27 protein-coding genes, 3 riboswitches and 1 other annotated feature are annotated in these 22,363 nt (G+C 41.6%); of the genes, 19 read left to right on the forward strand and 8 right to left on the reverse strand.

Annotation, left to right across the window (positions count from 1 at the left end; genetic code table 11):
• Window positions 1-13: 13 nt before the first annotated feature.
• Both NST65_RS06160 and NST65_RS06165 read left to right on the forward strand, forming a co-directional pair.
• Window positions 14-502 carry a small multi-drug export protein gene (locus NST65_RS06160; RefSeq protein WP_025092307.1) on the forward strand — a complete coding sequence of 163 codons (489 nt, stop codon included), beginning with the start codon at window positions 14-16 and terminating at the stop codon, window positions 500-502.
• Between the two features lie 17 nt (window positions 503-519).
• Window positions 520-1,065: a GNAT family N-acetyltransferase gene (locus NST65_RS06165; RefSeq protein ID WP_111927269.1), complete on the forward strand. Its 546-nt coding sequence runs from the start codon at window positions 520-522 to the stop codon at window positions 1,063-1,065.
• Window positions 1,066-1,079: 14 nt separating this feature from the next.
• Here NST65_RS06165 and NST65_RS06170 read toward each other — a convergent pair whose 3' ends face one another.
• Together NST65_RS06170 and NST65_RS06175 are read right to left on the reverse strand one after the other, a co-directional pair.
• Window positions 1,080-2,123 carry a trifunctional transcriptional activator/DNA repair protein Ada/methylated-DNA--[protein]-cysteine S-methyltransferase gene (locus tag NST65_RS06170; RefSeq protein ID WP_041116410.1) on the reverse strand — a complete coding sequence of 348 codons (1,044 nt, stop codon included), beginning with the start codon at window positions 2,121-2,123 and terminating at the stop codon, window positions 1,080-1,082.
• A 219-nt stretch (window positions 2,124-2,342) separates the two neighbouring features.
• Window positions 2,343-2,477, reverse strand: a complete 135-nt coding sequence (locus NST65_RS06175; protein WP_073204910.1) for a YrzI family small protein — start codon at window positions 2,475-2,477, stop codon at window positions 2,343-2,345.
• 222 nt (window positions 2,478-2,699) lie between these two features.
• A riboswitch (guanidine-I (ykkC/yxkD leader) is annotated at window positions 2,700-2,809 on the forward strand.
• Window positions 2,810-2,875: 66 nt separating this feature from the next.
• On the opposite strand from NST65_RS06175, the gene NST65_RS06180 reads away from it, so the two are divergent.
• Together NST65_RS06180 and NST65_RS06185 are read left to right on the forward strand one after the other, a co-directional pair.
• Window positions 2,876-3,205 carry a multidrug efflux SMR transporter gene (locus tag NST65_RS06180; RefSeq protein WP_041116412.1) on the forward strand — a complete coding sequence of 110 codons (330 nt, stop codon included), beginning with the start codon at window positions 2,876-2,878 and terminating at the stop codon, window positions 3,203-3,205.
• Window positions 3,202-3,516 carry a multidrug efflux SMR transporter gene (locus NST65_RS06185; protein ID WP_024424636.1) on the forward strand — a complete coding sequence of 105 codons (315 nt, stop codon included), beginning with the start codon at window positions 3,202-3,204 and terminating at the stop codon, window positions 3,514-3,516. The genes NST65_RS06180 and NST65_RS06185 overlap by 4 nt, the downstream gene beginning before the upstream one ends.
• 136 nt (window positions 3,517-3,652) lie before the next feature.
• Here NST65_RS06185 and NST65_RS06190 read toward each other — a convergent pair whose 3' ends face one another.
• The gene (locus NST65_RS06190) at window positions 3,653-3,838 is read right to left on the reverse strand and encodes a hypothetical protein (RefSeq protein ID WP_034281503.1); all 186 of its coding nucleotides are present in this window, start codon (window positions 3,836-3,838) and stop codon (window positions 3,653-3,655) included.
• Between the two features lie 161 nt (window positions 3,839-3,999).
• Here NST65_RS06190 and purU point away from each other — a divergent pair, with 161 nt between their 5' ends.
• From purU to NST65_RS06220, 6 genes are all read left to right on the forward strand, one after another.
• The gene (gene purU, locus NST65_RS06195; protein ID WP_046310727.1) at window positions 4,000-4,902 is read left to right on the forward strand and encodes a formyltetrahydrofolate deformylase; all 903 of its coding nucleotides are present in this window, start codon (window positions 4,000-4,002) and stop codon (window positions 4,900-4,902) included.
• A 43-nt stretch (window positions 4,903-4,945) separates the two neighbouring features.
• Window positions 4,946-5,164: a binding site (T-box leader), on the forward strand.
• 55 nt (window positions 5,165-5,219) lie between these two features.
• Entirely contained in the window at window positions 5,220-6,317 is a 1,098-nt protein-coding gene (proB, locus tag NST65_RS06200) for a glutamate 5-kinase (RefSeq protein ID WP_041116414.1), read from the forward strand.
• A 12-nt stretch (window positions 6,318-6,329) separates the two neighbouring features.
• Window positions 6,330-7,577, forward strand: coding sequence for a glutamate-5-semialdehyde dehydrogenase (locus tag NST65_RS06205; protein ID WP_041116416.1), 1,248 nt, complete (start codon window positions 6,330-6,332; stop codon window positions 7,575-7,577).
• 124 nt (window positions 7,578-7,701) lie between these two features.
• Window positions 7,702-8,838: a Rap family tetratricopeptide repeat protein gene (locus tag NST65_RS06210; protein ID WP_041116418.1), complete on the forward strand. Its 1,137-nt coding sequence runs from the start codon at window positions 7,702-7,704 to the stop codon at window positions 8,836-8,838.
• Window positions 8,828-8,962 (forward strand): hypothetical protein, encoded by a 135-nt coding sequence (locus NST65_RS06215; protein ID WP_024424642.1) that lies wholly within the window; start codon window positions 8,828-8,830, stop codon window positions 8,960-8,962. Before NST65_RS06210 ends, NST65_RS06215 begins: the two co-directional genes overlap by 11 nt.
• A gap of 174 nt (window positions 8,963-9,136) precedes the next feature.
• Window positions 9,137-9,565 carry an organic hydroperoxide resistance protein gene (locus tag NST65_RS06220; RefSeq protein WP_041116420.1) on the forward strand — a complete coding sequence of 143 codons (429 nt, stop codon included), beginning with the start codon at window positions 9,137-9,139 and terminating at the stop codon, window positions 9,563-9,565.
• Between the two features lie 33 nt (window positions 9,566-9,598).
• On the opposite strand, the gene NST65_RS06225 is transcribed toward NST65_RS06220, so the two are convergent.
• Window positions 9,599-10,045: a MarR family transcriptional regulator gene (locus tag NST65_RS06225; RefSeq protein WP_024424644.1), complete on the reverse strand. Its 447-nt coding sequence runs from the start codon at window positions 10,043-10,045 to the stop codon at window positions 9,599-9,601.
• A gap of 161 nt (window positions 10,046-10,206) precedes the next feature.
• Between NST65_RS06225 and NST65_RS06230 the strand changes: the two genes are divergently transcribed.
• Window positions 10,207-10,623 (forward strand): organic hydroperoxide resistance protein, encoded by a 417-nt coding sequence (locus NST65_RS06230; protein ID WP_034281509.1) that lies wholly within the window; start codon window positions 10,207-10,209, stop codon window positions 10,621-10,623.
• Window positions 10,624-10,681: 58 nt separating this feature from the next.
• Here NST65_RS06230 and NST65_RS06235 read toward each other — a convergent pair whose 3' ends face one another.
• From NST65_RS06235 to NST65_RS06245, 3 genes are all read right to left on the reverse strand, one after another.
• Window positions 10,682-11,152 carry a nucleoside deaminase gene (locus tag NST65_RS06235; protein WP_034281510.1) on the reverse strand — a complete coding sequence of 157 codons (471 nt, stop codon included), beginning with the start codon at window positions 11,150-11,152 and terminating at the stop codon, window positions 10,682-10,684.
• Between the two features lie 139 nt (window positions 11,153-11,291).
• Window positions 11,292-13,580, reverse strand: a complete 2,289-nt coding sequence (gene metE, locus NST65_RS06240; RefSeq protein WP_034281511.1) for a 5-methyltetrahydropteroyltriglutamate--homocysteine S-methyltransferase — start codon at window positions 13,578-13,580, stop codon at window positions 11,292-11,294.
• A gap of 149 nt (window positions 13,581-13,729) precedes the next feature.
• Window positions 13,730-13,921: riboswitch (cobalamin riboswitch) on the reverse strand.
• A gap of 113 nt (window positions 13,922-14,034) precedes the next feature.
• Window positions 14,035-14,994, reverse strand: coding sequence for a S8 family peptidase (locus tag NST65_RS06245; RefSeq protein WP_024424648.1), 960 nt, complete (start codon window positions 14,992-14,994; stop codon window positions 14,035-14,037).
• 443 nt (window positions 14,995-15,437) lie between these two features.
• Between NST65_RS06245 and NST65_RS06250 the strand changes: the two genes are divergently transcribed.
• The 7 genes from NST65_RS06250 to NST65_RS06280 all read left to right on the forward strand — a co-directional run bounded on the left by NST65_RS06250 (window position 15,438) and on the right by NST65_RS06280 (window position 21,634).
• On the forward strand, window positions 15,438-16,124 hold the full coding sequence (locus NST65_RS06250) for a response regulator transcription factor (protein ID WP_034281512.1): 687 nt from the start codon (window positions 15,438-15,440) through the stop codon (window positions 16,122-16,124).
• A 3-nt stretch (window positions 16,125-16,127) separates the two neighbouring features.
• Entirely contained in the window at window positions 16,128-17,477 is a 1,350-nt protein-coding gene (locus NST65_RS06255; protein ID WP_111927271.1) for an ATP-binding protein, read from the forward strand.
• A 66-nt stretch (window positions 17,478-17,543) separates the two neighbouring features.
• Window positions 17,544-18,233 (forward strand): PepSY domain-containing protein, encoded by a 690-nt coding sequence (locus tag NST65_RS06260; RefSeq protein WP_034281514.1) that lies wholly within the window; start codon window positions 17,544-17,546, stop codon window positions 18,231-18,233.
• A 93-nt stretch (window positions 18,234-18,326) separates the two neighbouring features.
• Window positions 18,327-18,845, forward strand: coding sequence for a PepSY domain-containing protein (locus tag NST65_RS06265; protein ID WP_034281515.1), 519 nt, complete (start codon window positions 18,327-18,329; stop codon window positions 18,843-18,845).
• A 76-nt stretch (window positions 18,846-18,921) separates the two neighbouring features.
• Window positions 18,922-19,062 carry a hypothetical protein gene (locus NST65_RS06270; RefSeq protein ID WP_181566866.1) on the forward strand — a complete coding sequence of 47 codons (141 nt, stop codon included), beginning with the start codon at window positions 18,922-18,924 and terminating at the stop codon, window positions 19,060-19,062.
• Window positions 19,063-19,196: 134 nt separating this feature from the next.
• Window positions 19,197-19,361, forward strand: a riboswitch (M-box (ykoK) riboswitch).
• Between the two features lie 207 nt (window positions 19,362-19,568).
• Entirely contained in the window at window positions 19,569-20,927 is a 1,359-nt protein-coding gene (gene mgtE, locus NST65_RS06275) for a magnesium transporter (RefSeq protein ID WP_024424654.1), read from the forward strand.
• 308 nt (window positions 20,928-21,235) lie between these two features.
• On the forward strand, window positions 21,236-21,634 hold the full coding sequence (locus NST65_RS06280; RefSeq protein WP_034281516.1) for a membrane lipoprotein lipid attachment site-containing protein: 399 nt from the start codon (window positions 21,236-21,238) through the stop codon (window positions 21,632-21,634).
• Between the two features lie 34 nt (window positions 21,635-21,668).
• Here the strand turns inward: NST65_RS06280 and NST65_RS06285 are convergent, their stop codons facing one another.
• Window positions 21,669-21,998, reverse strand: coding sequence for a MerR family transcriptional regulator (locus tag NST65_RS06285; protein ID WP_024424656.1), 330 nt, complete (start codon window positions 21,996-21,998; stop codon window positions 21,669-21,671).
• Between the two features lie 192 nt (window positions 21,999-22,190).
• Here NST65_RS06285 and NST65_RS06290 point away from each other — a divergent pair, with 192 nt between their 5' ends.
• Complete coding sequence (locus NST65_RS06290; protein ID WP_087975683.1) at window positions 22,191-22,346, forward strand: hypothetical protein; 156 nt, start codon at window positions 22,191-22,193, stop codon at window positions 22,344-22,346.
• Window positions 22,347-22,363: the final 17 nt, after the last annotated feature.

Here is a 22,363-nt window from a genome sequence, read left to right on the forward strand (position 1 = left end):
AGGGGTTCTGTTTTTGGATATCGTATGGGGATATGTACTCGTTTTTGTATTGGCTGCTTTGCCTTTTTTTGAGGTGATTGGTGTCGTTCCATTCGCAATCTTAAGTGGGCTGCACCCTGTGACAACGGCTGTAATTGGATTCATCGGCAACTTTCTCACAGTTTTGCTTCTCATTGTGTTTGTGGACCGGTTTAAAGCATGGTGGTTAAAGAGAAAAGAAGAGAAAGGTGATGAGAAAGGAGAGAAAAAGCAGCTGCGGGCTAGAAAAATTTGGGAACGATACGGTCTGCCTGGATTAGCGCTCATTGGTCCTTTTATCATCGGCAGTCATTTAGCGGCCTTGATGTGCATGAGCTTTGGAACGAAAAGAAAGCAAGTCGCGGTGTGGATGACCGTCAGTTTAATGATGTGGACAGCGCTGGCTGCAAGTTTAACCGGTGCGGGCTTCCATTACTTTGCCCCAGATTCAAATGGGTTGTTCGGAGATATTTTTAGCAAGTAAAAAAGGGGGGATTATCAATGTCATATCAAACAAGAACAGTACTAGAAACAGAGCGCCTGAAACTGAGAACGATGAATGAACATGATGCGTCATTTTTATATGACGAGCTGTTCCAAGATGAAGAAGTGATGAAGTATTATCCTTCTTTGAAGGATGAACAGCAGACAAAAGAGTGGATTGCATGGAATCAAAAAAATGACCGCATGTACCACACCTCGCTATGGATCATTGAAGATAAAGAAACAAATGAACGTCTTGGACAAAGCGGAATTGTTCTGCAAAATATCGAAGGACAAACGGAGCTTGAGATCGGATATATGCTAAAGAAAGCGGCGTGGGGGAATGGCTATGCTGCTGAGGCTGCAAAAGGCTGCCTTACCTATGGATTTGAAGAAATGAAGGTCAGACGGATGGTCAGCCTAATTCGTCCTGAGAATGAAGCGTCGGTGAAGGTCGCTTTAAAAATGGGCATGAAAAAAGAAAAAACTATTTCAAAATGGGACCAAATCATTGATGTATACAGCATTACCCGTAACGGAGAAAACGGCTCGCTTACCGATTAAGCAGAGCCGTTTTTTTATGCACGCTGTTCTAACTGAAGCAAATATTTCTTCCGTTCAATCCCCCCGCCATAGCCTCCAAGCTCACCACTTGTTTGAATCACGCGGTGGCAGGGAATGATAATAGCCAATTGATTCGCACCATTTGCATTACCAACGGCACGAACCAAATGCGGATCGCCCAGTTTCGCGGCTAGATCACGATAGGATCTCGTTTCGCCTGCTGGAATGAGTGAAAGCTGCTCCCACACCTTCATTTGAAAAGGGGTGCCATGTAAGGAAAGCGGTACAGTAAACTTGGTCAGCTTTTTCTCAAAATATAAGGCCAATTCCTTTGCTAATTGCTGATGGACGTTTGTTTCTCCAACTAAAATGCGGGCATGATGCTTCTTTCTTAATGTTTCAATTTCTTTTTCGAGTCCCCGCCTGTCCATAAACTCCAGTAAATACACATGTGTGGCATCTGTCACACTCATCATCCGCCCGATCGGTGTGGAAATAAAATTAGCATAAAGAATGTGAATCTGCGCTTTTTTAGGGGGATTTCCCATGATTTTCGTAAATGCATCATTGAAGGCGCTTGAAGATTCATAGCCGAAAGTGACCTGCTGATCGATTACTTTTTTTCCGTTCAAAATTTCTTTAAAGGCAAGTCCCATTCGGCGTGATCTTGCATATTGAACAAAGGTCATGCCGTAAATATCTTTAAATTTTCTTCGAGCTGTGGCAGAGTGAATCCCTAATTGGCGGAAGTCCTCTTCCTTCCAGCGTTTCTCAGGATTTTTTTCTACTGCTGAAACGAGTGTTTTGACTTCTTCAGGAATGCTGTTCGGGTATGTTAATGGTGTGCAGCGCTTGCAAGGGCGATACCCTGCCAGCAGTGCTTCCTCCGCTGTAAAGAAAAACTCACAGTTTTCAAATTTTGGCTTTCTAGCCGTACATGTGGCATGACAGAAGATGCCAGTTGTCTTAATACAGGCAAAGAATGTGCCGTCATATTGCGGATTCTTGTCAACAAGTGCTTGATAAAATTCATGTTTTTGTTCATCGGTCATCATCATATGAAGCCACCTCTTAATTTTTTATAAAATGTTTTTCAGCATTATTTGGAGTACAACGGATGATCTGTAAATGCATCATCCTAAAGTTGAACGTTCATCACATCAATCTGATTTTATTATATCAGCGGTGTGATCGTTGCTGTACCCGGAATAGATCCTTCTCCCTCGTATAACAATCAAGCATCATTCTCCTTCTTTTCTCATTTTTCACTTCCTGTTTTAGTTCATATATTTTAGCTGCTTCTGTTTCATTTCTTCATAAAATGCTTCAACTTCTTGTTCGTAAAGTACGGTCTCCATGTCCTTGTATTTACGCTTAATCGTCAATGTCATAAAAAATAAATGAATTGTCATATACGCTCGTTTCCCTTCAGTTCGCAGCATGTGAAACAGCCCGCAGATCTTCTTTATCAGTTGACCTGTTTCTAACCCTTAGTATACGGAGGTCCCATAAAATTTCTTTCGAAAAATGAACAAGTATATTTGCGTGTGGCAAGCAAAGCGGTAGACCGGTATTTCGGGGTGTGATACAATTTTGACACACAGAATCTGCTTTAAGTCAGATCTGCTTATTAAGAATTGGTTTTCTAGGGTTCCGTGCGGGTGGCGCAGTCTGGACCGAGAGAAAACACATAAGGTCTACACAATAGACCGTATGTACACGGAGGGATAAAAGCCCGGGAGATTTGATCAAACGATCGATTTCCGGGCTTTTTTTGTTGGTTGGAATCGTTCAGAAAGGAAGGGATTAGATGAAATGGGGAAATGTCTTTATTGCGGCGATCTTTGAAGTCGGCTGGGTGATGGGGTTGAAATATGCTGACTCTTTATTGGAGTGGGCCGCAACCATCGTTTGTATTGTCGTCAGCTTTTATTTACTCCTGAAAGCCACGACTGTACTGCCAGTTGGCACACTTTACGCCGTTTTCACCGGACTTGGGACAGCAGGTACTGTCATAGTAGGTATGGTAATGGGTGAGCCGGTACAGCTAGTGAAATTACTTTTAATCATGGTGCTTTTAAGCGGTGTATTAGGGCTCAAACTGACCACGGGTGAAAAGAAAGGGGAGACTGAATCATGAGCTGGCTTTTACTTATTGGTGCAGGCATTTTAGAAATGCTTTGTGTCACCATGATGAATCAATTCCAGAAAGACCGGCATGTCAAATGGATTTTATTCATTGCAGCTGGATTTTCGCTGTCCTTTCTCATGCTCTCTCTTGCGATGAATACAATTCCGATGGGAACGGCATACGCCATTTGGACTGGCATTGGAGCTGCTGGAGGAGCCATTGTCGGCATGCTGTTTTACGGTGAGTCGAAGGACGCAAAACGTATTTTCTTTATCGCACTGATTTTATCTGCGGCGGTCGGGTTAAAAATCATTGAATAAGAAAAGGCTGGCATCTGTCTGCCAGCCTCTCCATGTAGACAAACCCTCGCATTCTTTGTCAGGGCTGCAAAGGTTTTCTATCACGCGTTAAAAGTAGAAAAAGGGCTCAAATAAAAATCATTTGAGCCCTTTTTTGTTACATCGAATGATGATTGGAATCGTTTTCATTTTTGCGGTAAAGCTGACTCACTAGAAGAAAACAGACACCAAATGTGAGTAAAGGAATGAGTCTCTCACCGGCTATAAAAAGATAAATACCTGTGATCAGACATACGATGCCGAGCCAAAAGCTCACTTTACCAAACAAAGTCATGCTTTTCATCTCCATCACTCCTTTTGTGATAAAAGGTCTACTCATATTATATCACGCTAGGTGCAGAATTGAATGAATATTCAATAAAAAATGGACTCTTCATTGCTTTTTCTCTTTCCAGTCCAGTATAATATTTCATTAGAATGAAAACGTAAATGAGGTCATGATACATGAGAACATTGATTACAGAGAAACTTGAATTACACAGACAAAAGCACGAGCAAAAAGGCAGATTACTTGTCAGCTGCCCGGATCAGCCTGGTATTGTATCAGCTGTTTCTTCCTTTTTATTTGAGCACGGAGCGAACATCATTGAATCCAGCCAATACACAACCGATCATGAAAGCGGCCGGTTCTTTTTAAGAATTGAATTTGATTGGAAAGACATCTCGGCGAATATGGATCAATTGAAAAATAGCTTTGAGCCAATCGCAGCATCATTTCAAATGACGTGGAGCATGTCGCGTGCAAGTGAGCTGAAAAAGCTGGCAATCTTTGTCTCAAAAGAGCTTCATTGTCTGCATGAGCTTCTATGGGAATGGCAAAGCGGAAATTTAATGGCTGAAATCGCAGTTGTGATCAGCAATCATGAAACGGCAAAAGATACAGTAGAAGCACTCGGAATTCCATTCCATTTTGTAAAGGCGAATAAAGATATTCGCAAAGAAGCTGAAAAAGAGCAGCTCGCCTTATTAGAAAAGTACGACATTGATGCGATTGTGCTTGCCAGGTACATGCAAATTTTAACGCCTGGATTCATTGAAGAGCATCCGAACAAAATCATTAATATTCATCATTCCTTCCTGCCAGCATTTATTGGTGCAAACCCCTACAAGCGGGCATATGAGCGGGGAGTCAAATTAATTGGTGCGACTTCTCATTATGTCACCAATGATTTAGATGAAGGACCGATCATTGAACAGGATATTGAGCGTGTAGATCACCGGGATGATGCGGAAGCCCTGAAAAATATTGGCCGGACAATTGAGCGCAGTGTGCTTGCACGTGCTGTCAAATGGCACCTTGAAGATCGAATTATTGTTCATGAGAATAAAACGATTGTCTTTAATTGACCGCTTGACTTTTCTTTAGCAATTGGTGATAATATAAAAAAATTAACGAGCGTTGAAAAGGAATAGTAAGCAGGAACTGATGCGTAAAGAGAGCAAATGATGTGCTGAAACATTTGCCGCAGACAGCTGCTGAACCTGCCCTTTGAGCCTTAGAGGAAAAATCTAAGCGCGTGCCTGGCGTTACAGGAGTTGAGTGGAATAAGCAGATCGCATGCTTATTCAATGAAGGTGGTACCACGGAAAATCCCTTTTCGTCCTTTACATAAGGAGAAAAAGGGATTTTTTTGTGCCTAAAGGTATAGCGGAGGGAATCAAGGATGAAAAAGCAAAGGATCGTCATAAAAATTGGCAGCAGTTCATTAACAGAGCAAAAAGGAGCCATTGATGAACAAAAGATGCGGGATCATGTAAGAGCCATCGCAAAGCTCAAAGAAGCAGGTCATGAAATCATTTTAATTTCGTCAGGAGCCGTTGCAGCAGGATTTGGCAGCTTAGGCTATCCATCAAGACCTGTGACCTTAAAGGGGAAACAGGCAGCTGCCGCCGTTGGTCAGGGCTTGTTAATGCAGAAATATACAGAGCTTTTTTCACAGTTTCACATGACACCTGCTCAAATGCTTTTAACACGTAATGACTTTTCAGATCGAACAAGATATCGAAATGCTTACGCAACGATGATGGAGCTGCTGGAAAGAAAGATTTTGCCGATCATAAATGAAAATGATTCAGTCTCCATCGAGGAGCTTACCTTTGGGGATAATGACATGCTGTCAGCTCTTGTCAGTGGATTAATCCATGCAGACCAATTGATTATATTAACAGACATCAATGGCATTTATGATGCAAATCCAAATGAGCATCCTGAGGCGAAGCGGTTTGATGTCCTGACCCACATTTCAGAAGAATTGTTTTCATATGCAAAGAGCACCGGTTCAAAGGTTGGAACAGGCGGAATGAAATCGAAGCTTTCTGCTGCACAAACGGCACTTTCACTTGGCGTGAAAGTCTTCATTGGCACAGGCACTGGGGAAGACAAACTGCTTCGCATTCTTACGGGGCAAGGCGATGGAACGTATATCGGTGAACAGGATTTATCAGCCGTGAACAACCGTCGTCAATGGATTCAATTCCACTCACCGGTCTCTGGAAAGATCATGATTGATGCAGGAGCAGAAGCGGCGATTTTGCATAATGGCAGAAGCCTTCTTCCGGCAGGAGTCATTGATGTCGCTGGTGACTTTTCTAAAGGAGAAGTCGTAGAAGTCGTCGGTCCAAACGGATTAGTTGGTAAGGGACAAACCTTGTACGCCTCCGATGAGCTTCTCGGCATTAAAGGAATGCGAAGTGACGAGCTTTCAAAAGAGAAGCCTGAGGTCATACACCGAGATCACTGGGTACAGCATGTACAAAACTGAGGAGGGAATACGATGAATGAAGTTCTTGAAAAAGCAAAAAAAGCAAGTGCAGCCAAAGATCAGCTGCTTCTAAAAACGACGGAACAAAAAAATGCTGCCCTGCACGCCATCGCGAGTGCACTAAAAGCATCTTCAGCTTATTTAATAGAGGAGAACCTAAAGGATGTTCAGGCTGCTGAGGAAAAGCAGTTCACGCCATCTGTCATTGACCGAATCACACTCACGGAAGAGAGAATTGAAGCCATTGCAGACGCGACCCTTCAACTCATTCAGCTAAAAGACCCAATTGGTGAAACGTTAGAAACCATTCAAAAAGAAAACGGCCTGCTCATCGAAAAGGTCCGTGTACCGCTTGGAACGGTTGGAATGATTTATGAAGCAAGACCAAACGTGACAGTCGATGCTGCGACCCTTTGCTTGAAAACTGGAAATGCTGTGATTCTGCGCGGAAGCTCATCTGCTATTCATAGTAATAAGGCAATTGTAAAGGTGATTCATGAAGCGCTTCATACGACGGATATTCCAGTAGACAGTGTGCAATTGATTGAAGATACTGGCCGTGAAACGGCGAAAACGCTGTTCACCTTAAATGAATACCTGGATGTCCTCATTCCGCGCGGCGGGAAGAATTTAATTGATCTTGTCGTGAGAGAGTCAACTGTGCCGGTGCTTGAGACAGGTGCAGGAAATTGTCATATCTATATTGATGAAACAGCAAAAAACGAAATGGCTGAGCGGATTGTGCTGAATGCCAAAACCCAGAGACCATCTGTTTGTAATGCGATCGAGAGCATTGTCATTCATGAAACATGGGCAAAAACATACGGTGCTTCGTTATTTGAAGCCCTTCAATCAAATGGGGTAGAAATACGCGGTGATGAAGCCGTTTGCGCGCTTGCTCCTAGTGCTGCATTAGCGGCAGCAGAGGACTATGCAACGGAGTTTTTAGCACCGATCGTCAGTATTAAAATTGTAGAAAACATAGAACAAGCGATTCAGCATATTCAAACATATAGCTCTAAGCACTCTGAAGCGATCATTACGGAAAACGATGAGCATGCAGCCCTTTTCTTAACAGCTGTCGATGCTGCCGCTGTTTATCATAATGCCTCTACTCGTTTCACAGATGGCTTTGAGTTTGGCTATGGAGCGGAAATAGGAATTAGTACACAAAAACTTCATGCAAGAGGGCCAATGGGTCTGCCAGCCTTAACGTCTGAAAAATTTGTCATTCGTGGTCAAGGACAAATAAGAGAATAACGAATTTAAAAGAGAGTCTTGTGACAACAGGCTCTCTTTTTCCTTTCATTTTTGTATTTCTCCGGTCAAGTATGATAAAATATGGTAATGTTTTATATTTTGAGAAGATTGGAGAAGGCAACGTATGGCGAAAATCATTCCCTCTTCGGATATTGGAGTGAAAATCAACAAGTGGTATGAATTAATCCGCAGATTTGATTCAGAACAAGCAGAACAGTTAAAACAGGAAATTCGCACCTCTCTTGATTCAATGGAAGAAGATCAGAATTTGCTTCTCTATTTTTCTTTAATGGAATTTAGGCATGAGGTCATGCTCGATTATTTAAAGCCATTAAAGGAAGGAAAGCTTCGCGCCAACTTTTCCGAGCTTTCGAAAGAAATAGATGAGCATCAAACGCATGTTACAGGCATGCTTGAATACTACTATCATTTTTTTAGAGGCATGTATGAATTCGGGCGGAGGGAGTATATTGCTGCCATATCGTCTTATCAAAAGGCAGAGCACAAGCTTTCTTTTGTATCAGATGATATTGAACGTGCGGAATTTCATTTTAAAATGTCAGAAATATATTATCACATGAAACAAACACATATCTCGATGCACCATGCTAAACTAGCGCTGGATGTTTATGTTCAGCATGAACTGTATGCGCTTCGCACAATTCAGTGTGAATTTATTGTGGCAGGTAACTACGATGATATGAGAAGGCATGAAAAAGCATTACCACATCTCGAAAGAGCACTTGCGAGATCAAGAGAGTTTCAGAATGTGCGTTTTATTGCCTCCTCTTTGTTTAATATGGGCAACAGTTATTACCGAATGGGAGACTTGACCCGCGCACTCGAATTAATGAAAGAATCCATCTCGTTATTTGATCAAAATCAATCCGATCATCTTCGTCGATCTATAGACCCTCTTTATACAGCCGCTCAGATATTATACAAACAAGGAAAACACGAAGAAGCATTACACTACAGAGAAGAATGTATGAAGCGAGCAGAAGCTCTTCAAGATGACATTCATCTTCAGAAAACCATATTTCTAGAAGCATTGTATTTAAGACAAGATGCTGAGCATATCAAACAAATTTTCCATTTTTTAGAGTCTGTCTATGCATATCCAGATATAGAGGAGCTGGCATTAGATACCGCAAAGTATTATAATGAAATGGGGGATTATGAAAAATCTTCCATGTTCTATGGGGAAGCGGAACATGCTCGAATCTATATTCAGAGAGGGGATTGTTTATATGAATTTTAAAAAATGGGCAGTCGTCTGTACAAGCATCACCATTATGGCATTGTGGCTGGCAGCAGCAAATGCCGACCCAGATAACAGAAACCATACGCTGGAACAACCGAATCCGCAGCATGACACGATCTAAAGCCCTTGTTAAAGGGCTTTTTTTACTGCCTAAACACCATTCTGCGGGACATGCTCATAAAAAGGAAACGAGGAGGAAAACTTAAAAAAGAGTATTTATTGATTGACTCTACAATTTAAATTGTGTACAATTCAATTGTAGGAAATATTATTGGAGAGAAAGAGGGTTATATTCATGTCAGACGTTTTATTTACAGCAACGGTATCAGCTGTCGGAGGAAGAGAAGGTAAGGTTGTTTCAACAGATGGTGTACTTGAGCATGATGTAGCAATGCCTGGAACACCAAGAGCAAAAAAAATTGAAAAAGCAACAAATCCAGAGCAATTATTCGCAGCAGGCTACTCTGCATGTTTTGATTCAGCCCTTCAAATGGTAGCAAGACAAGAGCGTATCCGTTTTGAAAGTGAAGTAACAGCACATGTCAGCTTATTAAAAGACAGTTCAGATGGCGGCTTCAAACTAGGTGTTCAATTAGAAGTAAAGGGAACTGGAATTGAGCAGTCTGCATTAGAAGAACTTGTTCATAAAGCGCACGGCGTATGCCCATATTCAAAAGCAACTCAAGGAAACATCGAAGTAGAACTAGTAGCTGTCGCACAATAATAGATATCAATAAAAGGCTGAGGGAACATTCCCTCAGCCTTTTGATTGTGTTAAATTTTGCAAAAGCTCATGTAAAGAGGCACGCAGTGTTTTTAGCTCTTCTTCCGATCTTCCTGTCCCAGTCAGCATGTGAGACGGAATCGCAGTGGCTTTTTCTTTTAGCTGCTCTCCATATTCCGTTAAACGAATTTGCACAGACCGCTCATCCTCTTTCGAACGTTCTCGGATAATGAGTCCGTTTTGCTCCATTCGTTTCAGCATGGGCGTGAGTGTACCGGAGTCTAAATAGAGAAGCTCTCCCATCGTTTTCACATTTAATGTTCCATGCTCCCACAATAAAAGCAGTGCCAAATATTGCGGATACGTAATGTTTAATTCTTCTAACAACGGTTTATACTGCTTCGTCATCTCTCGTGAACTTGCATATAACAAGAAACAAAGCTGATTTTCCAGCTTCATATGTTCAAATTCATTTGTCATGTCAGTCACCAACTATTTTTTGTCATACTTATCATTGTATAAGATTTTCTTCTTTTTTAAAATAAATACAGACGAAAAATGAAAAATTCTTCAATGTGCCATAAATGTTTGAGAAATGAAGAGAACGTGAAAAGGATGAATAGATGAAGGAGGAGATGAAGATGAAACCATTATTCACAGCAAAAGTAAAGGCGCAGCATGGAAGAGCTGGACATGTTCGTTCAGAGGATGGTGTGCTCGATCATAACATTGTCATGCCTAACGCTAAGAAAGATGGAGAGACTGGTACAAACCCAGAGCAATTATTTGCAGCAGGCTATGCAGCTTGTTTCGGAGGAGCACTTGAGCAGGTAGCGAAGAAGCAAGGGATAGAAATAGAATCGGAAGTAGAAGGACATGTCAGTCTTTTAAAAGATGAAAGTGACGGCGGTTTTAAGCTTGGCGTAAAGCTGATTGTATCTGCGAAAGGTCATGATCATGACAAAGTGAAAGAGCTTGTCCATGCTGCACATGAATTCTGTCCATATTCAAAAGCAACAAGAGGGAACATTGAAGTAGAGCTTGAAGTGGCTGAATAAAAAAGTTTTCTATCACGCTGAAAAGAGAAACACCTGCTGATGAGCAGGTGTTTCTTTTTTAATATTCTTTCTTTTGTTCGTATGCTTCCCATGCTTCAAATGGCGCAAGGGTTTTTTGAGGTGTCAGCTTGTAAAATGGTATATTTCTTGATTCGTATTCTTTGTTGATTTCTTCATAAATAAATGAGTCATCAAAACCAGAATCCGCTGCATCCTGATGCCCAGCGGCAAAATACACAGCTTTTGGTCTAGCCCAGTAAATAGCGCCAAGGCACATCGGACAAGGCTCGCAGCTTGTGTATAGAGTGCAGTCTTCTAATTGGTATGTATTCAGCGTCTGGCACGCCTTTCGAATGGCTGTGACTTCAGCATGTGCGGTTGGATCATTTGCTGTTGTCACGTTGTTGCTGCCCTCTGCAATAATCTGACCATCCTTGACAATGACTGCTCCAAAAGGGCCGCCAGTACCACTATTGACTCCTTCTACTGCAAGATCAATTGCTCGTTGTAAAAAATCTTCGTGATTCATTGTCTTCCTCCCTTTGTTCGACTGACTTCTCTAGTATAAACGAATCATGCTAGAAAAGAAATCATCATAGCAGGAGATCGAACAGGCCAAATTACGCATAAAAAACCCCTGCCGCGTTCAGCAGGGGAGGGACATTCAATTATGCATGCTGCGCCAGCTTTTTACGAGCGACTTCAGCAGCTGTGACCATGTTTTTCAAAGCAGCAATGGTTTCAGGCTCTTGTCTAGTTTTTAGACCACAATCCGGATTCACCCAGAAGCGATCTGTCGGACAAACGTTCAGCGCATCATCAATGATTTCGCTCATTTCTTCAACAGATGGAACGCGCGGGCTATGGATGTCATAAACGCCTAGTCCAAGTCCTTTCAAATACGGGTGTTTTTCTAAGTAATCGAGGAATCCGCCATGACTGCGTGAATGTTCAATTGTAATCACGTCAGCATCCAAGTCTTCGATTGTATCGACAATATCCTCGAAGTTACTGTAGCACATATGTGTATGAATTTGTGTTTCATTTTGAACGGATGATGTAGATAAACGGAATGACTCTGCTGCCCAGTTTAAATATTCTGCCCAATCACTTTCTTTGAGCGGAAGACCTTCTCTTAGCGCAGGCTCATCCACTTGGATCACTTGAATACCAGCTGCTTCTAAAGCTTCTACCTCTTTACGCAAAGCGAAAGCAATTTGGAAAGCAATGTCTTTGCGAGAGATATCCGTTCTTGGGAAAGACCAGTTTAAGATGGTAACAGGTCCTGTCAGCATGCCCTTGACTTTTTTCTCTGTTAAACTTTGTGCGTATACCGTCTCTTTCACTGTCATTGGCTCTGTAAACTCTACATCTCCATAAATGATTGGCGGCTTCACGCAGCGTGATCCATAGGATTGTACCCAAGCAAATTTTGTAAAGGCAAATCCGGCTAGCTTCTCACCGAAGTATTCAACCATGTCTGTACGTTCAAATTCCCCATGTACGAGCACATCCAGACCAATTTCTTCTTGAATATCAATCCATCGTTTTGTTTCTTTCTTAATAAACTCATCATACTCTGCATCTGTCCACTCATTTTTGCGCCACTTTTGACGAGCACTGCGCACTTCGGCAGACTGCGGGAAACTGCCAATTGTTGTTGTTGGAAGAAGCGGGAGCTCAAGAGATTCGTTTTGGATACGAAGGCGTTCTTCAAAGGCAGCTGGACGTTTAAAATCTTTCGATGAAAGATTGTTGCGTTCCGCTGTTAGATCCGCATTTGTTCCTTTTGCGAACTCTTTTAAGGTAAGAAGTGCTTGTGCTGCTTCGTTAATATCAGCATCAATGGCAGCTGCTCCTTTTGTTAAACCTTCTTTTAGTAATGTCAATTCAGCCAGCTTTTCAGTGGCATAAGACAGTCCGTTTAATAGTTTTTCTTCAAGCTGTTCGCTTGGGTGTTTGGCAACTGGCACATGCAGCAAGCTGCTTGATGGCTGCAGCCACACTTCTTTCGGCTGAACGTCAGCCATGACTTCAGAAATAAAGGATAATCTTTCGCCAAGGTCTGATCTCCAAATATTTCTTCCATCAATGACGCCTGCTGCTAAAATTTTATCTTTCGGGAAGCCGTGCTTTTTCACTTGATCAAGGTTGCGCCCTTGATCATGGACAAAATCAAGACCAATTGCTTCAACAGGATATGTGACAAGCTCTTCATACGCATCTACTGAATCAAAGTATGTTTGAAGAAGAATGTTCAAGCCAGGTACGGCTTCTTTGATCGTTTGATAAATTTCTTTTACGGATTTTACGTCTTCACTGGAAGCTGTGACAAGTGCAGGTTCATCAATTTGAACCCATTTGACGCCTGCTTCTTTAAGTTCTTTTAAAAGCTGAGTATAAAGCGGCACTAGACGCTGCTGGATTTCTTTCACTTCATTTGCTTCATAACCTTTAGAAAGTGAGACAAATGTATATAGACCAAGTACAACCGGTTTTGTTTCAACACCAAACGCCTTTTTCACCTTTTCGTAAGCTTCAAGCGGCTTGTTGTGTGTGAGTTTAAATTCTGTGCTTTTTTCGTATTCTGGAACGATGTAGTGATAGTTTGTATTAAACCATTTTGTCATTTCACTTGAGACGGCATCTTTTGTTCCTCTTGCCATCGCGAAGTATGTATCTAGCGGGTCTTTTAAGCTGCGGAAGCGCTCTGGAATCCAATTGAACATAACAGCGGTATCCAGCACGTGATCATAGAAGGTAAAGTCTCCAGAAGGAACAACATCAATTTGTTGATCGATTTGTGTTTTAATGGCAGTTAAAAATTGTTCATCCAGTGTGCTTAAGAGGGTTTCGCGGTCTGTTTGACCTTTCCAGTAAGACTCAAGTGCTTTTTTCCATTCTCTGTTTAAACCAATGCGCGGAAAGCCTAGATTACTTGTTTTAACAATTGTCAATTCCAATTCCTCCTCTAAATATAAAAAGACATTTACGCTCATGATCATGATTGATGAGGTAAATGTCTGGTTTAAAAGACAAAATGTGTGTGCGAAATAAGGCGTGAGTATCACTGACGCTTTTCCGACATCTCCTATCAACCGTAGGGGGTTTGATGTGATAGAGCGGCTGGTATCCTGGCTGGTGAATCTGCAAGCTTTTCATCCTTCCCATCCTAATGACAGTGGATTCCTGAGAAAAGCTCTCCTCACTCACAGTGGCGGGACCGCGCCGGATTTTCACCGGTCTTCCCAATTAAAATTCGACGTGTAATCGAATTACCGACTCTCAAACTATGAATTTATTGTGTTCGATTATATAACGTTCACTTCATTTCGTCAAAGTAAATTTTGAATAATTTTAATTAAAAAAATCCTGAGAAAATTCTATCTTTTCTCAGGACCTCTATTTAAGCTATAGAGATAAAAGATCTGCTTCTAATGTTTTTTCTAAAAGGACATCAGGCGCAGTTAAATATAAAAATCCATTCCCTACAAGGGCTTTCGACTGTTTTAATGGAAGGGTTCTTCTGACAAGCTGAGCATAAACCTCAGGCTCTGTCAGCTTGCGCTGGAACGCTTCTTCTTCGGCATTTTTAATAATGGCTAGTGCACCGCTTACGTGAGGGGCAGCCATTGAAGTCCCTGTGAGCCTGCCATATTTATGGTTAGGGAGAGTGGATAAAATGTCTTCTCCTGGAGCGACGAGGTCGATTTCTTTATTGGCGTTAGAAAATTCAGAGGATTCTCTAGCAAGGGAAACAGAACCGACGGCAATGACTTCATTGTATGCTGCTGGGTAGGAGAACTCTTCCGTACGCTCGTCCCCGTCCCCTTCATTTCCTGCTGCGCACACAACAAGCACACCGCTTTTTACCGCATTTTGAATGGCTTCCTGCAGGGCAGGCTCATTGCTTGGACCACCGAGAGACATAGAGATAATATCCACCTTCTGCTCTGCGGCATAGTTGATGCCATCAATGATCCACTCATATTTTCCGCTGCCATTTTCACCGCCAAGAACTTTCACGATGAGCAGCTTGGCTTCAGGGGCAACCCCTAAAATTCCGCCATTTTGATCGGTTGCGGCAATCGTTCCTGCTACATGGGTACCATGCCCATTATAGTCTTTTACATTTTCAGCATCTCCATCGTCATCATCGGTAAAGTTCTTCCCACCGATAATCTGATCTTTTAAGTCGGGATGCTCTGTGTCACAGCCTGTATCAAGGACAGCAATGGTTATGCCTTTTCCTTTGAAGCCACTTGACCAAAGTTCGGGTGCTTTAATCTCCTGAATACTTTCCGGCGTCTCTTTCGCTTCCATCACATTGGCTTTTACTTCATACGGAATTAAGCGAATTTCACCTTTCATAAGAAAGCCCTCCTTATTTTGTTTTCAAAGTAGATTCAGGCTGCATAATGTTATTGTATAAAAGAAACTTTTGATCGGAAAGGGTCAATTGTAATAATTTTTAAAATAATCAATCTATTATCAAAAGTGCAGTTCTCCTCACATATTGACGAAAGAGCTCACCTTTTGAAGAAAACTCTTGATATCATATGAAAAAGAAGGAAATGCTGCATAGTGAGGTTGCACCTGTACAGATGAAAATGGGTGAATAGAACTAAAAGAGGCAGACTAAAAAATAATGAGATGAAGTAACAAATTGAGAAGAAGGATCAAGTTAAATGTTTTTTCTCAAAAATAATTCCCTCCATAAAAAAATAGATGTGAAGATTGTGACTGTTCCAAATGAGAAAGGCAACATATAATAATGGAAAGACAAGCTTGCCTTTTAGATAGGAGAGATAGAGATGAACAAAGGGAAGATACTCGTAGTCGAAGATGAAAAGAAAATCGCAAGGGTACTGTCACTTGAACTTGAATATGAAGGATATGAGGTGACAGTCAAAGAGACAGGAATGGACGGGCTTCAGGCTCTTGAAGAAGACAGCTTCGATTTGGTGCTGCTTGACGTCATGCTTCCAGAGTTAAGCGGTCTTGAAGTGCTGAGAAGGGTTCGGAAAACAAATACAGCGACACCTATTATTTTGATTACAGCAAGGGGAAGTGTTCCTGATAAGGTAAGCGGGCTCGATCTTGGGGCGAATGATTATATAACAAAACCTTTTGACATAGAAGAATTATTAGCGCGAATTCGCGCACAGCTAAGGTTGAATATACATGCACAAGAAGAAAAGGAGACAGAGCTGAGCATAGCAGATTTAACGGTCAACGAGAAAACAAGAGAAATCCAAAGGGCTGGGCAAATGCTTGAACTCACACCGAGAGAATATGACCTGCTTGTCCACTTACTGAACCATCAGCAGCAAGTGCTCACAAGAGATCAGCTTTTAACAGCGGTTTGGGGTTTTGATTATTTCGGTGATACAAATGTGGTAGATGTCTATATCCGTTATTTAAGGAAAAAAATCGATTACCCATTCGAAAAACAGCTGATTCACACAGTGAGAGGTGTGGGTTATGTGATGAAAGGATAAAGAATGAGATTAAAAAATAAGATTCAGCTTTATACGTCGTTGTCTTTGTTTTTAATGGTGCTCTTGTTTCATACAGCCATTTATTTTATTTTTTCGATGACCTTGACGCAAAAAGATATGTCCCGCTTGTCTGAGGTGGCTGAAAATATTGCCATTGCTTTAAAAAAATCAGAGGAAGAGGGTCTTCCGTCCTCGGAGCTGCTGAAGGCGTACCTGCCTCAAAATGGTATGATCCGAGTCGTGACAGAAACGGGAGAGTCAAAACTGACTGTCACAAAGGAATCAACGTTTAGCTCACTGCCTTTTACATACGAATCTGGCCAGACAGCAGAAATCAAAGAATACAATAAGCATATGATTGCGTTCGCTGCTATTCCGGTCATTTGGACAAATGGTGAGATTATGTCGCTTCAAGTATATGAAGAAATCGAAAATACGGAAGAGAACTTAGCGTTATTAAAAATGATTTTAATCGCTACCGGCGTTTTGTTTATTGTGCTTTCCTATTTTGCAGGCCACGTTTTAACAAAGCAAATTGTCCGGCCGATTAGCAGAATGACGAATACCATGAAGGCAAGTATGAAAGAGAAGGCGTTTAAACGAATTGAATTAACAGGCGATTCAAAGGATGAACTATATCAAATGGGACAAACCTTTAATGAAATGTCCGAGATTCTCGAGAAGCATTATGAAAAAGAACAGCAATTTTTGCATGATGCCTCCCATGAATTGAAGACACCGATTACCGTCATTATGAGCTACAGCAATTTACTCAAACGCTGGGGGCAAACACGTCCAGAGGTTGTAGAAGAATCCTCCCAAGCGATTCATGATGAAGCGAAAAAAATGAAAAGACTGACAGATCAATTACTGACATTGGCGAAAAACGGTCAGCCGTTATACTTGGATATGAAGCCGGTTGATCTTGGTCATTTGTGCAAGCAGCTATGTCATACACTTGAAGTGGCCACGAATCGAACGATTCAAGCCCATGTGCAGACAGATCAGCCGCTGATCGCAGAAGGAGACGAAGAGAAAATCAAACAGCTTTTGACCATCTTAATTGATAATGCGGTCAAATATAGCAGAGAGCCAGTTGATGTGACCTGCGGATGGGCAGAAGACAAGCCATTTATTTCAGTGATTGATCAAGGAATTGGCATAAAAGAAGAGGATCTGCCGAAAATCTTTGACCGCTTTTTCCGCGTGGATGAAGCGAGAAACAGTGAGACGGGCGGAACCGGACTCGGTCTTTCAATTGCGAAGCAAATTGCAGAAGAACATGAGGCCGAGCTGAAGGTAGACAGCCGTATCGGCGAAGGGACAGCCATGACCATTCTTTTTCAGAAATAAATGGGTCTTTTCTCATCAATTTCTCATTTCCTCCTTATAAAATAGGAAATAGGAAGGAGGCGCTGCATGTCTAGAAAAACGAAAATGGTGCTTGCGCTCGCAGGATGTCTTGTGATTCTTGCGGCCTTTGCAATGCTCATGATCCAAACCATTGATCAAAAAATATTAAGTGAAGCAGAAATGAAAAAAATGATCGCAAAAGACTACAATGGAAACATTACACATATTGATTTAATCAATCATAAACAGGACTATACAATGACGCTGGAAAATGCAAATGGCATCTATCAAATCATTGCATCTTCTGCAAGCGGTCAAATGAAAGAAATTAGACAGTTAAAAAGCTATCAAAAGCCAAATGAAAAAAATGCTGAGCTCCAGGCAGAAGAGGCGGCTGTTAAAAAGGTGAGCGGAACTGTCATTCAAAAAAAAGAGACGTCAGATCGTTTCATTTTTACCATCCAATCAAAAAAAGAATTATATCAAGTCGAGGTCGACAAACAGTCATTTAAGGTGCTTGAAGCAGAAAAGAAAAAACCAACCTCTAAAGAAAAGAAGCTTACGAAAATTACTGTCGAGGAAGCCATCCAAATTGCCGTCAAAGAAGTTGGCGGAACAGTGGATGATGCTGATCTTGAAACATTCAGCGGTATGCTCGTATTTGAGGTGGAGCTGGATTTGCCTGACGGCAGAGAGGCGGAGGTGCTTGTGAACGCCTATACAGGGGATATTGAGGGCATTACGTACGAAAACTAATCCTTTTCTCATGATATTCTCATGTTTCTTTCCTTCCTTTATCATCTTGTTTTCTTAAGATAGAGAAGAAATCAAACAGAGGAGGAATTGAACATGATGAAAAAAGTACTAGTAGCTACAGCATTAACGGGAACTCTTGTCGCAGGTGGTTTCACACTTCAAGCGCAAAATACAAATCAAACAGCAAACGCCGAGCAAGTCGTGCAAAAGAAATCGTCATTTGTTTCAAAGAAACAAGCTGAAAAAGCAGCCTTAAAAGTGGTGAAAGGCTATGTGGATGATGTGGATCTTGAGCGTAAAAAAGGAAAATGGGTGTATGAGGTCGAGATCAAAAAAGGCGGCTTTGAATATAAAGTATATGTCGATGCAAAAACTGGAAAAGCGATGAATGATCCAGTCAAAGAAAAGAAACAGAACGTGAAGATCACGAAAAAACAGGCTGAAAAAATGGCTCTTGCAAAAGTAAAAGGCACAGTCACTGATTCTGATCTAGATAAAGAAAATGGTGTGTACATTTACGAAATTGAAATCACAACACCAAGCGGCGAGGAAGTTGATTTTGAGATTTCCGCTAAAACAGGCAAAATCCTGAAGCAAGAATGGGATGATTAAGCTATGACCAAACCTTACACTTTCATGTGTAAGGTTTTTTCATTGGGACAAACTACGGGAAAGGAGGCGAGAGAATATGAAGAAAAAAGAAGAAGAGCAAACAATGGATCACGCGGAATACGTTCCGCATCCTGATGGAGAAGGATATGCTTTGTTTTTGCATGATTCCTTTCATCTCCTCTCCCAAGAGGATATGAATCAGCCTGAAGAGAAATAAAAAGACATGAAAAGGGCGATGGCTGAGCTGTCTATCGCTCTTTTTTTTGAAAAGTAAGCGAATACATAAGGATACTTGGCATCTTGCTTATTGACATCATTCCGCTTTTTCTGTAATCTCAGTGTGTTAACAATATGAGACTTCGTTAGGTGAGGCTCCTGTATGGAGATACGCTGCTGCCCAAAAATGTCCAAAGACGCCAATGGGTCAACAGAAATCATCGACATAAGGTGATTTTTAATGCAGCTGGATTTTTTCCTATGCCATACAGTGCTAAAGCTCTACGATTGAAGGAGCAAGTGTTTATTTTGTCATGCTTACAAAGCGCCTTCATTCGGTTGAAGGTGCTTTTTTATGAGAAAAGGAGGTGTGGGGATGGATCATCCCGATTCGAGACACATAGAGAGTATGTCAAAAGATCAGATTGACGCATCAGACAGAGGAGATCCTGACCCCGCACATTCTAAGGGATTCGGGTATCTCCTGACTTTGGGGAGGTAACAGCGATGATACAGAACATTACGTACGATGAACTCATTTTAAGAATCATTATTTTATTAAGAGATGGCAAACGCAAAGAATTTAAAAACATTATGGAAGAACTTCAGCCATATGATATGGCCTATTTATTTAAAGAACTTCCAGAAAAACACCGCGGCCGTTTCCTCAGCTTTTTAACAATCGATGATGTGACGGAAATGATGGGTGAGCTTGAGCGCGAATACCAAGAAATTGTGCTTGAAAAAGTAGGAAAAGACAAAGCCACCTTCGTCACAAACAAAATGGATAACGATGACCTAGCCAACTTGTTTGATGAAATGGATGATGAGCTGAAAGATCAGCTTTTATCAAACATGGAGGCAGAGGAATCAAAGGCCGTCCAGCTTCTCATGAATTATCCTGCTGAGACAGCAGGCCGGATCATGACCAACCGGTACGTATGGATTCCTCAGCACTATACGGTTCAGGACGCAGTTGTAAAGCTGAAAAGCTTTGCTGAAATTGCAGAATCGATCAACTATTTATATGTCATTAATGATCAAAAGCAGCTTGTAGGGGTTCTGTCGTACCGGGATCTCATTTTAGGTGAACCAGATGAAAAAGTGCAGGATCTTATGTTTACAAGAGTCATTGCCGTTGGAGCTTTTCAGGATCAGGAGGAAATCGCAAAGCTGATTGAACGGTATGATTTTCTTGCCATTCCTGTTGTAGAAGAGAACAATGTCCTGGTCGGAATCGTCACAGTCGATGATATCATTGATGTCGTCATTCAAGAGGCAGGAGAAGACTATGAGAAGTTCGCTGCCTCTGGTAAAGATATTACGTTCGACACTCCCGCTTTTGTGGCAGCATACCGGCGTCTCCCGTGGCTCATTTTGCTCTTATTCATTGGGCTGATTTCAGGCAGTATTTTAAATTACTTTGAAGATACCCTTCAGCAAGTCGTCGCTTTAGCCTTCTTCATGCCGATGATTGCCGGAATGACAGGGAATACAGGCACACAGTCGCTTGCGGTCGTCATTAGAGGACTTTCAAAAGAAGAATTAACGAAAAAAACCATTATGCGCCTGATTTTTAGAGAGCTCCGAACAAGTATTTACATTGGGATTGTCTGTTCCATCATTATTACAGTCGTCGCAATGGTGTGGCAGGGTAATATGATTTTAGGATTTGTTGTTGGTTCGTCACTGCTTGCCACACTGATTATTGGAACGATGGCAGGTACGATCGTGCCTATTATTTTACACAGATTAAACGTGGACCCTGCGATTGCATCTGGGCCGCTGATTACAACATTGAACGATATTTTATCACTGCTCATCTATTTTGGTATTGCGACAGCTTTCCTTCATACACTCATGTAGCAAAAAGACTGTAAAACATGACGTTTTACAGTCTCAGCGCGCCGACAAACCCTTGCATTCGTTTTCAGTTCTTGCGTGCCGGTGCTCACGAATGTTCAATTCGCTCCGCTCCGGTACTCGTCCTTCCTAGACTTCAAAGGTTTTCAGATCGCGCTGAAAGGTAGACAAAGGACTAAAATAAACATCATTTTAGCCCCTTGTCCACAATCTAAGACTGTAAAACATGACGTTTTACAGTCTTTTTTTGTATAAAGATTGCATATAGCGCTTCCATCCTTTACATTTTAAGGAGAAGGTGGGAGAGAAACATGAAGAAATTCTTATTCGTTTTGATATGTATGTTTTTGCTGAGTGCATGTCAAAGGGAGGACGAGGGGAAAGACCGAAGGCTAGTGGCTGCAGAGCATATGCTTGAAGCCATCACCGAAGGAAATAAAAGAAAAATGGAAGACATCTACGTCGAAGGCGCAGTCCCGAGCCCAGACGACATTCTGAAGCTGAAAAAAGAATGGGGCATAGACACGCTTTCTTATGAGGATTTTCAATTGGAAGAAGCCAGCATTCATGTGTTCCACGCGAATTATGAAGATGCAAAAACCGGGAAGAAAAAGGCACTTGCCCTGCGGGTGAAAGAAGATCCTGAAAGAGGCGGCGTGCTGATTGACTTTGTAGGGGTTGTTGAAGGTACTGAAGCTTCCTCTAAATAAAAAGAATCGTTCAAAAGAGCGATTCTTTTTTTGTTTAACGATTTTTATACCGAAAGTGTGCGTTAATCTGGCCTTCCAGCATTTTTTTCTTAAATTGTCCGCTTTTTAGCGCTTGTTCTTTTTTCTTCATGTCTTTTAAAATTTCAGCTGTCTGCACACCGTCTTCCCGTTTATTGGCGATGTCCATCAAACGTTCAACATCTGCAAAAGAATATTTCCGTGTGCCTCTTGTTGAGCGCTGGGGGTAAATGAGTTTACGTTCCTCATAATATCGGATTTGCCTGACGGAAAGCCCTGTTAGCTCACTGACAATCCCGATTGAAATGACTTTTTTATCTTTATAAGATACATCTTCCTGCGTCATATACTCACCCCTGCAAGTCTTTTCTTCATATTATATAGAACGAGAAGGAAAAAAACCTATCGTTTGTTAGAAAATATAACACAAAAACGAAAAAAATGAAAAAACCATGGAAGGAAAGATAACAGGGAGTGTGCAATACATCTTACGGCGGCATATAATCATGGTGAGTTGACATAGGAGGAGGAGCATATGATGGAGCAAGCACAGATCATTCGTATGGCAAAAGAAATCATCGCATTAGATGTGAAGAGGGATGAATTGCTTGAGCAATTCATGCAGGCTGCAGGTCAGAATGCACATGCGCTTCTAAGAGCCATGCAAAATGATTTGTATAAGAAGTCTTCATAAGCACCCGATCCAAATCA

The sequence above is a fragment of the Bacillus sp. FSL P4-0248 genome (genome assembly GCF_038593305.1).
Taxonomy (GTDB): Bacteria; Bacillota; Bacilli; order Bacillales; family Bacillaceae; genus Bacillus; species Bacillus safensis.

Coding starts and splice junctions, on each gene's coding strand:
- mgtE (WP_024424654.1), top strand. CDS start 19,569: ATGATACAGAACATTACGTACGATGAACTCATTTTAAGAATCATTATT.
- NST65_RS06225 (WP_024424644.1), bottom strand. CDS start 10,045: ATGACAAATGAATTTGAACATATGAAGCTGGAAAATCAGCTTTGTTTC.
- NST65_RS06220 (WP_041116420.1), top strand. CDS start 9,137: ATGTCAGACGTTTTATTTACAGCAACGGTATCAGCTGTCGGAGGAAGA.
- NST65_RS06265 (WP_034281515.1), top strand. CDS start 18,327: ATGATGAAAAAAGTACTAGTAGCTACAGCATTAACGGGAACTCTTGTC.
- NST65_RS06285 (WP_024424656.1), bottom strand. CDS start 21,998: ATGACGCAGGAAGATGTATCTTATAAAGATAAAAAAGTCATTTCAATC.
- NST65_RS06270 (WP_181566866.1), top strand. CDS start 18,922: ATGAAGAAAAAAGAAGAAGAGCAAACAATGGATCACGCGGAATACGTT.
- NST65_RS06250 (WP_034281512.1), top strand. CDS start 15,438: ATGAACAAAGGGAAGATACTCGTAGTCGAAGATGAAAAGAAAATCGCA.
- proB (WP_041116414.1), top strand. CDS start 5,220: ATGAAAAAGCAAAGGATCGTCATAAAAATTGGCAGCAGTTCATTAACA.
- NST65_RS06255 (WP_111927271.1), top strand. CDS start 16,128: ATGAGATTAAAAAATAAGATTCAGCTTTATACGTCGTTGTCTTTGTTT.
- NST65_RS06210 (WP_041116418.1), top strand. CDS start 7,702: ATGGCGAAAATCATTCCCTCTTCGGATATTGGAGTGAAAATCAACAAG.
- NST65_RS06205 (WP_041116416.1), top strand. CDS start 6,330: ATGAATGAAGTTCTTGAAAAAGCAAAAAAAGCAAGTGCAGCCAAAGAT.
- NST65_RS06290 (WP_087975683.1), top strand. CDS start 22,191: ATGGAGCAAGCACAGATCATTCGTATGGCAAAAGAAATCATCGCATTA.
- NST65_RS06175 (WP_073204910.1), bottom strand. CDS start 2,477: ATGACAATTCATTTATTTTTTATGACATTGACGATTAAGCGTAAATAC.
- NST65_RS06185 (WP_024424636.1), top strand. CDS start 3,202: ATGAGCTGGCTTTTACTTATTGGTGCAGGCATTTTAGAAATGCTTTGT.
- NST65_RS06165 (WP_111927269.1), top strand. CDS start 520: ATGTCATATCAAACAAGAACAGTACTAGAAACAGAGCGCCTGAAACTG.
- NST65_RS06230 (WP_034281509.1), top strand. CDS start 10,207: ATGAAACCATTATTCACAGCAAAAGTAAAGGCGCAGCATGGAAGAGCT.
- NST65_RS06170 (WP_041116410.1), bottom strand. CDS start 2,123: ATGATGATGACCGATGAACAAAAACATGAATTTTATCAAGCACTTGTT.
- NST65_RS06280 (WP_034281516.1), top strand. CDS start 21,236: ATGAAGAAATTCTTATTCGTTTTGATATGTATGTTTTTGCTGAGTGCA.
- NST65_RS06215 (WP_024424642.1), top strand. CDS start 8,828: ATGAATTTTAAAAAATGGGCAGTCGTCTGTACAAGCATCACCATTATG.
- NST65_RS06235 (WP_034281510.1), bottom strand. CDS start 11,152: ATGAATCACGAAGATTTTTTACAACGAGCAATTGATCTTGCAGTAGAA.
- purU (WP_046310727.1), top strand. CDS start 4,000: ATGAGAACATTGATTACAGAGAAACTTGAATTACACAGACAAAAGCAC.
- NST65_RS06190 (WP_034281503.1), bottom strand. CDS start 3,838: ATGAAAAGCATGACTTTGTTTGGTAAAGTGAGCTTTTGGCTCGGCATC.
- NST65_RS06180 (WP_041116412.1), top strand. CDS start 2,876: ATGAAATGGGGAAATGTCTTTATTGCGGCGATCTTTGAAGTCGGCTGG.
- NST65_RS06245 (WP_024424648.1), bottom strand. CDS start 14,994: ATGAAAGGTGAAATTCGCTTAATTCCGTATGAAGTAAAAGCCAATGTG.
- NST65_RS06260 (WP_034281514.1), top strand. CDS start 17,544: ATGTCTAGAAAAACGAAAATGGTGCTTGCGCTCGCAGGATGTCTTGTG.